Source organism: Salinispora pacifica DSM 45544, from assembly GCF_000378845.1.
Classification (GTDB): domain Bacteria; phylum Actinomycetota; class Actinomycetes; order Mycobacteriales; family Micromonosporaceae; genus Micromonospora; species Micromonospora pacifica.
This window is the reverse complement of record NZ_KB905359.1, coordinates 3,016,289-3,027,849: the sequence shown is the minus strand read 5'-3', so window position 1 is coordinate 3,027,849 and position 11,561 is coordinate 3,016,289. Positions and strand designations below refer to the sequence as shown.

Genomic DNA, 11,561 nt, shown 5'->3' with positions numbered 1-11,561 from the left:
GGGTTGGGTCATCCACGCCGGCAGGTTGACCGGCAGGTTCGTGGGGCGGCTCGGGCCCGGGGCTGGGGCGCGGTACGGCGCGTTCGTGCCGTGCGGGCGGGGCGGTGCGGTGTTTCTCCGCCGCCAACTGAACCAGCGGATTCGCATTTGGGTCTCCTTGGTGTTGGTGGAGGACCGCCCCTCGGGTGGGGGCGGTCCGACAGCGCCTCCGGCGGGATTGGACCTCCACCGGCTCACGCCGTTTCGCGGATTCAGTCTGGCTATCAGTAGTGGACAGTAAAACCCCATCGACGTATGGTCCGAAGACATCCGAAATGCCTTCCGGAGGGGCCCATGAACGAGGCACTTCGGCTGGCCATGAACGAGGCTGGCCACACCGCTCAATCGCTCGCCGAACGGGTCGGGGTTGATCGGAAAACGACGACGCGGTGGCTCGTAAAGGATCATGTTCCGCACCCGGCGCACCGCACGGCGGCGGCGGATGCGCTCGGTGTGGACAAGGAAGACATCTGGCCGGACACTTCGAGACGTCGCAATCCGATCTGGTTTCGCCCGTGGCAGGAATTCGAACGCGAGGCGACATCGCTGCGGTCATATCAGCCGCTGGTTGTTCCCGGCCTACTGCAGACCGAGGCCTACGCACGCGCGGTGCTATCCAGTGGGGGTCTACGGGGACGCACGGCGGTCGACCGGCTCGTCGCCACCCGGCTCTCGCGGCAGGCCATCCTCACCAAGGAAGATCCGCCACAGTTCGCGGCCGTGGTCGACGAGGTCGCCCTCCGGCGCCCGGCCGGCGGCCGGGAGACGATGCGGGAGCAGGTGTCTGCCCTGCTGGCAGCCTGCGCGGCCCCCCACATCCGGTTGCACGTGGTGCCGTTGACCGTCGGCGCCTACGCGGGCCTCAACGGGCCGTTCGTCATCGGCACCGGTGCGGACCATCGGATGGCGGTCTACCTGGACAGCCAGCTGGAGGGAGAGATGGTTAGCACCCCGAACGATGTGGCGGCGATACTGGAGGTGTGGGAGAACGTGCGGGGTGAGGCGTTGTCCCACTGGCAGTCAGTTGATCTTCTGAGGGAAGTGGCTGAATCATGGACTTGACCGGAGCGCGTTGGCGCAAGAGCAGCCGCAGCAGCGGCAACGGCGGCGACTGCGTCGAGGTTGCCGACAATCTGTCCGGTGCGGTGGGGGTCCGGGATTCCAAGGACCCGACCGGCCCGGCGCTGGTGTTCGGGCCGGCGTCGTGGCGGGCGTTCGTCGCCCAGCTTCCAGGACGCGACTGACCTACCCCACGAACGTGCCCGGCCCGACCTGGGACGGGCACGTTCGTCGCTGCGGTCGAGCCCCGAGTCGCTCCGGTAGCCCGCCTTGCTGGCGGTAGCTAGGGGACATCCGATCCGCGACAGCGCCACTACTATGAGCCCCACATCAAGCTGGGGGCGCTGGTGACGGAGCTTCGGGTAGCACCGGACCTATTGGATAGGGCGGCTGGCGCCTGCGCGGACCTCCGCGAGGACCTGCGGCGCAGTGCGGCCGATATCGGGGACGAGACAGGAATGGCTGTCTCCGGTTTGCCGGGGTGGCAGACCCGAGCAGCACTGGAGCAGCTTCACGAGTCCTGGCTGGCCGATCTAACCAGGCTGACCGGCTACCTCGACCAGCTCGGTGACGCTTTCGGCGACTGCGCGCGGGACTACCGCTACAGCGACGAGGCCAACGCCGCTCACTTCGACATCCGCGGGCGGTGAGCGTTCAGTGATCACCTACGCCGATTTACGCCAGGCCCGCCTCACCCCGCTTCGCTACGCCGCACACGCCTGGACGGAGCTCTCCCTGGCCTGCGCGAAGCTAGAGCAGCGGTGCGGTGCTGATTTGTTGACCGGTCCGCTGCGCTCGTCGGGCTGGGAGGGGTCGGCTTCAACCAGTGGCAGTACCGCTGGCTGACGTTGTAGCTGCCCTGTTTCCTGTTGAAACGACCGATGGTGGGGTCACAGGTCGACTGTGGCCCCACCATCGGTCGGGCTGGTCAGTTGGTCTTTTCGAGGCAGAGCACCCGGTCGTTGCCGGAGCCCGAGAGGATCAGTTTCGGCCCCGGGCACTCTTCCTCGGAGTTCACTCTCGACACGACTGTGTGTGCCTCGGCGTCACCGCAGTCCACCGCTTCCCCTGTGTTCCCCGATTGCTTGACGCAGCTTCCGACTGCCGGGTTGAAGCTCTGTGCCGAATCGTTCCCGCCGATCTTGCCGAGCAGCATGAGCAGCCCCAGCGGTATGGCCAGGATCAGCACCGCGGCGACGAGCACCGCAGCCAACACCCGGCCGTTACGGACCTTTGGAACAGGCGCATCGGCAGCTGGCTCGGCGATCGGTTGGAACGCGTCGAAGCGGCTTTGGTCCGCGTCCGAACTGGCCGAGCCATTCTGGTCCCAGGATGGGGTTGAGGGCTGCGCTGGCGGCTGGGCCTGGTCCCAGGCTGAGGTTGGGGGCTGGGCCTGGCCCCAGGCCGGGGCCGGGGGTTGGGCCTGGTCCCAAGCCGGGGTCGGGGGCTGCGCCGGTGGCGGGAACGCTGCCTCGGGTTGCGGGGCGAAGGCGGTGGTGCTGTTGACGCTGGCGGCACCCGTCACCGGTTCGCCGAATCGATCGGCGGGGCGTTCCTCGCCCGGATGTGGCCGGGTGCCATTGACCGGTCGGTCGCTGGCCTGGGCGTCGGTGAAGGCGGGGATGTTCGGCGGGAAGGGCGCCGCGGGAGCTGGCACGACGGGCGCGTAGCCGGCGGGGCGTTCCTCGCTGCCGCGACCGAAGCCACCGTCCGGACCGAAGCCGCCGCCGGGGCTGGGTTCGTTGGCTGGGCCGAAGCCACGGTTGGCGTCGAGCCCAGTGTCTTGGCCGTCCTCCGGCGGACTCTCCGGAGTGAATCGTTGCGGGTCGGCCTGGTAGCCGTCGACCTCGGCTGGCTCCGGCGGCGCGGGTCGGCCGTACACGCGTGGCTGTGGCGCTGACACGGGGGCTACCTGGGCCGGGTCGGCCGGAGGCGTCACCCGGTTGCCCAGCGGCACAGCGGCGCTGGCCGAAACACCGCCGGACACTGCCGGGGGTGCGGGCTGGTCGGCGGGCTCCGGGGACGTGCGCGGCGCGGGCACCGCCGGAGGCGCGGAGGGCTCGCCCGGTCCGGCCGGCGGGGGCCATCCGTGCTGGTCCGCCTCGAATCCAGGGTCGGGGCGAGCAGGTTCCGGGGCGCCCGGCGGCGCGGAAAAATCGGCCGGCGCGGCGAATCCAGCCGGTGGTGGCACAGCGGCCGGTGGTGGTGGCGTGGCGAAGTCGGCCGGTGGTGGCACAGCGGCCGGTGGGCTGGCCGCCAGGCTGGCGCCGGGTATCCGCTGCTCCTGCGGCGGGAGCGGGACCGCATTGGCGGGAGAGATGCCGGGGCCCAGCGTTGGCTGGTAGGCCGGAGGCTCCTCGGGGGCGGCCGGCTCCTGCCCGGTAGCCGCCGAACGTTCGGCGTTACCCCAGGCCTCCTCCGGCGCCCACGGTTCGACGCCGGGCATGTTCAACCCATCGGCCGCGCTGCGTGGTGCGGGTACCCAGGGCGGTGTGGGGCGCTCGCCGGGCGTAGCCGTGCCGGTGAAGCTCGACGGCGGCTCCCCGGGCTGCCAGCCGCCCTCGTTGCTGGTGGCGACAGCGGGACTTCCGGGCGCCCAAGCGGCTGCCTCGGGTGCCCAGCCGCCCGACGGTGCCGGATCTGGTTGGCCGGCTCCGACGTTCCACTCGGGGATCGGCGCTGGCCGGCCGCTCGCCGCGGGGGCGTCCGGTGTGGACTGGCTGGGCGCTGGCTGGGGCACCTGCGCGGTGGCCCGGATGACCGGGGGCGGCTGCTGCGTCCAGGCCGGTTCGGTGGACTGGGGCGGGGCCCAAGCCGCCTCCGGTGGGCCGCCGCGTCCCGGCCCAGGCTGCGACATCTCCGGGTCCGGGGCCCATCCCGCCGAAGCGGGCGTCATGTGCGGTTCCGGTGGCGCGGCGGTGCCCCACGCGGGGACCGGTGGTGCCTCGGTTGCCCAGGCGGGCCCGGGCGGGCTGGGGTGGGCGGGGGGCGGAGGCGCCCAGCCCAGGTCCGGCTGCCCCGCGGCGTATCCGTTGTCCTGCTGCCCCGGCCGGTCGCCATATGGCGTCGGTCCGCCAGCGCCCGGCGACGCCTCTTCCGGCTGCTGGCCGGGGTGGTGCGTGCCTTCGGACGTCATGCGTGCGCCTCCTCCATCAGCTTCGGCCGCGGACGCCGGTGCGCGACACGGCAACCGGCATCGCCGGTCCGCGCGCCCCGGCCGCTCTCCGCACCGTATCCGGTCCTCCTGAAGGGAGGTTTCGGGAGCGTCGGGCCGCTACTCCGTGTTGCCGGGCGGTTTCGATTGGGTTCGATCCGGAACCGCCCTGCCGCATCGGCGGGCGACGACCGAACACCACCGTACCGGGCGACGGGTGACGGCGAAATCCCGGTGTCAGCCGCCACAGGACCCGGTCGACGCGTGCGCGCAGCCGAACGGCGAAGGCCCGTCCGGCGGAGCCGGACGGGCCTTCTGGGAGGAGGCGAGAAAAGTCGTGGGCGGGTCAGTACATCTGACGCTGCGCGATGGTGAGGATCTCGTCGCGGACCGCCGGCGAATTGGCGGAACGCAGCGCGCGCTCGATGGCACGGGCGCGGCGGCTGGCGTCGCGACGGTTGCGGAATCGGTCGATCATGCTCATGGGGTCTCACTCCTGGCTATTCGGTTGTCGTTAGCCCCTGCTGACACCAATTGAAGCGCAACCGAGTCCGAGATCGCCAACGATTCTTAGGTGAGCTCGGACACGAGCCGAATGATCTAAGGCAAGTCAGCTGTCTGACCGAAGGTGTCTCGCCAAAGGCGACGGCCGGTGTGCCCGGGGCGTCAACCCCGGGCACACCGGCCGTCAGTGGATCAGCCGATCGCTACCGGTCAGGTCCAGGCGAGCAGCGCGGCCTCCGGGTCGGCGAGGAAGTCGCCGATGTCCCGTAGGAAGCGCGACCCGAGTTCCCCGTCGATGATCCGATGGTCGAACGAGAGCCCCAGCGTGGTGACCTGGCGGGGCCGGACCTTGCCCTTGTGCACCCACGGCATCTTGCGGACCGCGCCGAAGGCCAGGATCGCCGACTCGCCCGGCGGCAGAATCGGGGTACCGGTGTCCACGCCGAAGACCCCCACGTTGGTGATGGTCAACGTGCCGCCGGACATGTCCGCCGGTGAGGTCTTTCCGGCCTTGGCGGTCTGAACGAGATCGGTCAGCGAGTCCGCCAGTTCCCGCAGGGTGAGCCGTCCCGCGTCCTTCACGTTCGGCACGATCAGGCCACGCTCGGTCGCCGCCGCGATGCCGAGGTTGACGTAGTCCTTGACGACGATCTCCTCGCCCGCCCAGGTCGAGTTCACCATCGGGTGCCGCCGGACAGCCAACAGCACGGCCTTGGCGACCAGCAGCAGCGGGGAGACCCGAACATCCCGCCACTCCCGCCGCTGGCGGAGCCGGTCCAGGGCCTTCATCGCCCGGGTCATGTCGACGGTCAGGAACTCCGTCACGTGCGGCGCGGTGAACGCCGAGCGGGACATGTTCTCCGCGGTCAGCTTCCGGACCCCCTTGACCGGGATCCGCTGCTCGCGGTGCGCCCCAACGCTCGCCGCCGGGCTACCGACCGCCGCGGCCGCCGCCAGCGGTTGCGCCGTCGCCACGGTGGCGCTCGCCGCCTGCCGTACGTCCTCCCGGCTGATCGAGCCGAGCGGACCCGACCCGATCAGGGTGGACAGGTCGACGCCGAGATCCTTCGCGAGCTTGCGTACCGGGGGCTTGGCCAGCACCCGAGCGCCACCGGCCGGACCGCTGTGCCCGTTGCCGGTGGCACGCGGACCGCTGGCCGCCAGCGCGGGAGCCGGCTGGGCCGGTACGGGAGCCGGCTGGGCGGGTACGGGGGCGGCCTGGGCTGGCGCGGCCGGAGCGACACCCTTGCGGGGGCGGCGCTTCGCGGCGGTGGTACGCGGGCCGTAGCCCACCAGCACGGGAGTGCGCCCACCGGACGCGGCATCGCCGTTCTGACCGGACTCGGCCGAGCCCTTGGCGGGCTCCCCCGCCGCCGACGAGGCCTTCGCGGCGTCGTCGGTCGGCTCCGGCGTCTCCAGCGGGCCGGCGGTCGGATCCGTGTCGATCGCGATGATCGGCGTTCCGACCTCGACGGTCGCCCCCTCCGCCTGGAAGATCGACTGCACCCGGCCGGCCCACTTCGCCGGGATCTCGACCGCCGCCTTGGCGGTCTCCACCTCGACGATGGGCTGGTTCAGCTCAATCGTGTCGCCGACCTTGACCAGCCAGCTGAGGATCTCCCCCTCGGTCAGGCCCTCGCCCAGGTCGGGCAGGTTGAATTCCTTGACTCGCGACATCTCGCTCACCAGCCGAAGGTGCGGTCGACGGCGTCGAGCACCCGGTCGAGGTCGGGCAGGTACTCCTCCTCCACCCGGGAGGCCGGGTAGGGGATGTCGTAGCCGGTAACCCGCAGCACCGGAGACTCCAGGGAGTAGAAGCACTCCTCGGTGATCCGGGCCGCGACCTCGGCTCCGAGGCCGATGTTCGACGGTGCCTCGTGCACCACGACGGCCCGCCCGGTGCGGCGCACCGACTCGTACACCTGGCCCAGGTCCAGCGGGGCGAGCGTGCGCAGGTCGATGACCTCCAGCTCACGGCCGTCCTCGGCGGCGGCGGTCGCCGCGTCCAGGCAGGTACGCACCATCGGCCCGTACGCGATCAGGGTCGCGTCGGTGCCGGGCCGCGCGACCCGGGCGGCCTGCAGCGGGTAGGCCTCCGGGAGCGGCTGGTCGACCTCGACCGGGCCCTTCTCCCAGTAGCGGCGCTTGGGCTCCAGGAAGACGATCGGGTCGTCCGACGCGATGGCCTGCTGGATCATCACGTACGCGTCCTGCGGGTTGGCGCAGGTGGCGACCTTGAGCCCAGGGGTGTGCGAAAAGTACGCCTCCGGCGACTCGGAGTGGTGCTCCACCGCCCCGATGCCGCCCCCGAACGGAATGCGGATCACCATCGGGATCTTCAGCTTGCCGCGGGAGCGGTAGTGCATCTTCGCCACCTGCGACACGATCTGGTCGTACGCCGGGTAGACGAAACCGTCGAACTGGATCTCGCAGACCGGCCGGTAGCCGCGGATGGCCAGGCCGACCGCGGTGCCGATGATGCCCGACTCGGCGAGCGGGGTGTCGATCACCCGCTGGTCGCCGAAGTCCTTCTGCAGCCCGTCGGTGATCCGGAACACGCCGCCGAGCTTGCCGACGTCCTCGCCCATGATCACGACCTTCGGGTCGTCCTCCAGGGCCTTGCGCATGCCGGCGTTGAGGGCCTTGCCGAGGGTGAGGGTCTCCGTGGCCATCAGTGCGCGCTCCCCTCGAACGACTCCAGGTACTGCGTGAACTGCGCCCGCTGCTGGTCAACCAGGGGCGATCCGTTGGGGTAGACGTGGTCGAACATGCTGCTCGGCTCCGGGTTCGGCATCTCCAGCACCCGCTCGCGCAGGTGCACCGACTCGCGCTTGGCCTGCTCGTCCACCTCGGCGAAGAAGTCGTCGCCGGCGATCTTCTGCTTTTCCAGGAAGGCCTTCATCCGGGCGATCGGATCCTTCGCCTGCCAGGCCTCGACCTCGCTGGCGATCCGGTACCGGGTGGGGTCGTCGGAGGTGGTGTGCGCCCCCATCCGATAGGTGTACGCCTCGATCAGGCTCGGCCCCTGCCCGTGTCGCGCGTTGTCCAGCGCGTGCCGGGTCACCGCGTAGCTGGCCAGTACGTCATTGCCGTCCACCCGGACGCCGGGGAAGCCGAAGCCGGCGGCCCGCCGGTAGAGCGGGATGCGCGTCTGGCGCTCCAGCGGCTCCGAGATGGCGTACTGGTTGTTCTGGCAGAAGAAGACCATCGGCGCGTTGAAGACGCTGGCCCAGACGAACGACTCGTTGACATCGCCCTGGCTGGTGGCGCCGTCACCGAAGTAGGCGATCACCGCCTCGCCCTCGTCGGTGCCGGTCTTGCCGTCCATGGTGATGCCCATGGCGTACCCGGTCGCGTGCAGCGTCTGCGCCCCGATCACGATCGTGTACATGTTGAACTTGAACTCGTTCGGGTCCCAGCCGCCCTGGTCGACTCCGCGGAACAGGCCCAGCGGCATGATCGGGTCGATGCCCCGGCAGTAGAGGACGCCATGTTCCCGGTAGGTCGGGAAGGCCATGTCCTGCGTACGCAGCGCCCGGCCGGAACCGACCTGGGCCGCCTCCTGGCCGAGCAGGCTCGCCCAGAGGCCCAGCTCGCCCTGCCGCTGCAGGGCGGTCGCCTCGGCGTCCAGCTTCCGCACCAGCACCAGGTCCCGATAGAAGCTGCGGTACTCCTCGTCGGTGAAGTCGACCCGGTATTCGGTGCCGTCCGGCCCGGTCACACTCTCGATGCGCTCACCTTCGGGGGTGAGCAGCTGCACCAGCTCGGGGTCGCCGGTCGCGCCCTTCCTGGATCGGGGTACGGCCCGCCGGCCGCGGGTGCTGACCCCGGGGTCGCCTTTTGCCATCCGTCTCTCCCTGTCGTGTCTGCGTCGGCGTCGGGGGTAACCCGACGGCGCGCAACTCGTGCGCCTGCCCGACTGCTGCCGGACAAGATCCTGGCGGCCACGCCTAGCCCCGGTGAGGGTTGCCGCGCGGCGTGAGCCGGATCCAGGGGAGTGGATCCGGTTCGGGAGCGCCGGCGTCCAGCCGTACCGCCTGCGGGGTGCGCGGAGGTCCGGCTGCGTTGCCGTCGTGGTCCATACTCGCATCACACGTGAGCACGCCCACAGTCCGGCCCGGCCGCGTCCGGCCGGGTGCCCGCTTTGTTATCCGGATTCCCGAGTGTCGACGGCAGTGGTGCAACGCCAACCGGGACGATTCGTGCCACTCCTGGCGCATTGGCGTGTCGACACGCTGTGCCAATTGTTATACGCAGTGTTACTACGTCAGAGTGAGGGTACTGCCAGCGCCGAGGCTGCCCGGTCGGGGTCACTCCCGTTGGCTGAGGACGACGAGGAGGGTGGCGTGTCCGAGGCAGGTGACGCGGCGGGCCCTCTCTCTGCCGGCCGGCACCGCTCGGCTCCCGGCTATCGACGGCTCGTCGGCGCTCACCGTGCCCCCAGCGGCGCACGTTCCTCCCGCGGCTACCTGTTCACGATGGCGCTGCTCGCCGGGACCGCTTCTATGCCGCTGCTCGCCGCGGCCGGTGCTGGCTCGGCCATGGTGCCTCCGTCGGCCACCATGCCCCCGTCGGCTGACCGGTCCTCGCCGCCGTCGTCCACGCCAGCGGTCTCGCCGCCCCCATCACCCTTGCCATCCGTTGTGTCGCCTCCCTCCCCTGCGCGCTATCCGTCCCCCACGCCCTCTCCCCATGCGCGTCGAACATCGCCCCAGTGTGCCAGCTACCGGATTTTTGCACCTTTATAGGTGTAGATCAGGTCTATTCATTAATGGACGATTGATATCGGTATCTGTGTTGCATATTTGTGACATTGCTCGCGGCAAAGTCATATTTCAGATAGCTCCCCGGTCATGGATGTGGCTCTGAATCGGTCTTTCGGCATTCCGGTTGCAGGAGTTGGTGGCGGCTATGGCAAGATCGTCTGGCCAGCCCAGCTGATTTCACCTAATTAATTTGGAGCTATTGTGTCGTTTGTCGATGCCATTCGTTCAGTACTTACCCAGTATGTCGGATTCCGTGGGCGGGCTCGTCGTTCTGAATACTGGTGGTTTTATCTCTTCCACTCCATCCTCGGTTTCCTGGCGGCGTGCCTTAGTGGTGAGGCGGGCGGCTCCTACATTGCCGTGATCGTGGGCCTGGCACTCTTCCTGCCGTCACTCGCGGTCAGCGTGCGACGTCTGCATGACACCGATCGTTCCGGCTGGTTCTTGCTGCTCGCGCTGATCCCGATTGTCGGGGGGATTGTCCTGTTGATTTTCTACGTGCAGGACAGCAAGCCCGGTCCGAACCGCTTCGGTCCCAACCCGAAGGACCCCGCCGTCCCCGGCCTGGTCTCCTGAGACGCTTCGGCCGCTGTTCAGGGCCGGCCCGGCCAGGTCAACGGACGTAGGCCGAGCTGCTCAACCAAGCCCCCACTGGTGCCGAAGGCTTTGATGTGCGTCAAAGCCTTCGGCGTCAGTGTGTTCGAGGTGGGAGGCCGATGCGTCGCGGGCCTTTCGTTCGTGTGAGGGTCGGTGTTCAGGACCCTTCGTCGGTGAGATGGTGTCGGTTCGCCTCGATCCACGCGTCGAGTGCGGCCGGGTCGTCCGGGTTGACGCCGTCCGCGAGTAACTGCGCGACCGCCGCGGTCGCCGGGCTGCGCCGCTCGCCGGTGCTGTAGAGGCGGGCGAATTCCGGCACCATCTCATCAATAGCGGCATTGGTGCGGGCCGTCGCCGATGCTGACAGCCCTCGCCTGCGGCCCGCGTACGCCGCCCAACCCCGCACCACCCGTGGTAGGAGCGCCGCGTCGTCCATGTCCAGGACGGCCCGCCGGTGCACCCAGTCCAGCAGGAACAGCCCGGCGACCGTCGGGCTCCACCGCAGCGGGTCGGGGTCGGTGAAGGTGGCGGTGTGATCCAGCAGCAGCCCGAGGCAGAAGTGCAGGGAGGCCAGCTGATCGTCGTCGAGGGAGTCCAGCCCGAGCTGGGCGGCCTCCGGTGCGGCGAGGAACCGCCGGATCAGGTCCGTCCGCTCCGCCGTGGTGAGTGGCTCCGCCCGCTGCTGGGTTGCTGTCGCCCGGCTGGTTGGCAGCAACGTGAGTCGGGCCCCGACCAGGGCGCGGTCGGTGGCGAGGGACCCTTCTCCGGGTAGCTCGCCGAGCTCGTCGGTGATGGCCAGATGCCGGCTCACCTCGGTGTGCATGGCGGCTGGTGTCTCGTCCCGGAACCAGGTCAGCTCGTCTTCGGCGCACATCTGGCGGATCTGGTCGAGGACCCGGGCCGGTGGGCCACCGACGAAGATGTCCTTGGTGATGCCGATGTTGTGGTCCACGAGTGCCACCAGGGCGTGTTCCGGTCCGCCCGCCGGATCGTCGTAGGCGAAGGTCGCCAGGTAGGAGGTCTGGTCGCCGAAGACGTCCCCGTACGCCCAGCAGCCGGTGAGGTGGACCCGGCCGAGCTGCCCCGACCAGGCGGGTGCAGCGGCGCCCGGCCGGACCCGGTCGGCCCCGGGCGCGTCCGGCACCAACGCGGCGAAGACCGAGCGGATGGTGGTGGCCGCCGCCGCCCGGCGGCGGGAGGTGGCGGCGAGGAAGTCGCGGACGAAGGCGCGGACGGCATCGTCTCGGTGGGCCTCGGCGACCGCGTAGACGCTGCCCAGCAACGCCGCGCCGAGCCGCTCCGCGTCCAGGGCGTTGTCGAGCTCGGCCACATCCCGAGCCGCGTGTAGCACCGCGTCGTAGGGGGTCTGCGCAGTTCCCATCCACCGACCCTACGCTGCTGTCCGCCCACGGTGGCATCGGAAGCGGCCGGGCGTCCCACCA

The 11,561-nt window shown here is 70.0% G+C and carries 10 protein-coding genes and 1 pseudogene; 4 read left to right on the top strand and 7 right to left on the bottom strand.

The annotated features are described in order from the left end of the window. The first annotated feature begins 333 nt into the window (after positions 1-333). From SALPAC3_RS0113710 to SALPAC3_RS29410, 3 genes are all read left to right on the top strand, one after another. On the top strand, positions 334-1,101 hold the full coding sequence (locus tag SALPAC3_RS0113710) for a helix-turn-helix domain-containing protein (protein ID WP_018221798.1): 768 nt from the start codon (positions 334-336) through the stop codon (positions 1,099-1,101). Further along, positions 1,092-1,283, top strand: a complete 192-nt coding sequence (locus tag SALPAC3_RS0113705) for a DUF397 domain-containing protein (RefSeq protein ID WP_018221797.1) — start codon at positions 1,092-1,094, stop codon at positions 1,281-1,283. Before SALPAC3_RS0113710 ends, SALPAC3_RS0113705 begins: the two co-directional genes overlap by 10 nt. A 273-nt stretch (positions 1,284-1,556) precedes the next feature. Then, positions 1,557-1,748 (top strand): hypothetical protein, encoded by a 192-nt coding sequence (locus tag SALPAC3_RS29410; RefSeq protein WP_018221796.1) that lies wholly within the window; start codon positions 1,557-1,559, stop codon positions 1,746-1,748. Between the two features lie 278 nt (positions 1,749-2,026). On the opposite strand, the gene SALPAC3_RS0113695 is transcribed toward SALPAC3_RS29410, so the two are convergent. From SALPAC3_RS0113695 to SALPAC3_RS29210, 6 genes and pseudogenes are all read right to left on the bottom strand, one after another. Next, a complete protein-coding gene (locus SALPAC3_RS0113695) occupies positions 2,027-4,234 on the bottom strand; it encodes an LppU/SCO3897 family protein (RefSeq protein ID WP_026185540.1) in 2,208 nt (735 codons plus the stop codon). Positions 4,235-4,598: 364 nt separating this feature from the next. After that, on the bottom strand, positions 4,599-4,736 hold the full coding sequence (locus tag SALPAC3_RS28380; RefSeq protein WP_018221794.1) for a hypothetical protein: 138 nt from the start codon (positions 4,734-4,736) through the stop codon (positions 4,599-4,601). A gap of 230 nt (positions 4,737-4,966) precedes the next feature. Next, entirely contained in the window at positions 4,967-6,433 is a 1,467-nt protein-coding gene (locus SALPAC3_RS0113685) for a dihydrolipoamide acetyltransferase family protein (protein ID WP_018221793.1), read from the bottom strand. A gap of 5 nt (positions 6,434-6,438) precedes the next feature. After that, positions 6,439-7,428 carry an alpha-ketoacid dehydrogenase subunit beta gene (locus tag SALPAC3_RS0113680; RefSeq protein WP_018221792.1) on the bottom strand — a complete coding sequence of 330 codons (990 nt, stop codon included), beginning with the start codon at positions 7,426-7,428 and terminating at the stop codon, positions 6,439-6,441. Further along, on the bottom strand, positions 7,428-8,603 hold the full coding sequence (pdhA, locus tag SALPAC3_RS0113675) for a pyruvate dehydrogenase (acetyl-transferring) E1 component subunit alpha (RefSeq protein ID WP_018221791.1): 1,176 nt from the start codon (positions 8,601-8,603) through the stop codon (positions 7,428-7,430). The genes SALPAC3_RS0113680 and pdhA overlap by 1 nt, the downstream gene beginning before the upstream one ends. A gap of 618 nt (positions 8,604-9,221) precedes the next feature. Then, positions 9,222-9,437 (bottom strand): annotated as a pseudogene (locus SALPAC3_RS29210) (hypothetical protein). A 286-nt stretch (positions 9,438-9,723) separates the two neighbouring features. Here SALPAC3_RS29210 and SALPAC3_RS25790 point away from each other — a divergent pair. Beyond that, positions 9,724-10,098 (top strand): DUF805 domain-containing protein, encoded by a 375-nt coding sequence (locus tag SALPAC3_RS25790; RefSeq protein WP_033774849.1) that lies wholly within the window; start codon positions 9,724-9,726, stop codon positions 10,096-10,098. Positions 10,099-10,276: 178 nt separating this feature from the next. Here the strand turns inward: SALPAC3_RS25790 and SALPAC3_RS0113655 are convergent, their stop codons facing one another. Then, a complete protein-coding gene (locus tag SALPAC3_RS0113655) occupies positions 10,277-11,500 on the bottom strand; it encodes a hypothetical protein (protein WP_018221788.1) in 1,224 nt (407 codons plus the stop codon). Positions 11,501-11,561 lie beyond the last annotated feature (61 nt).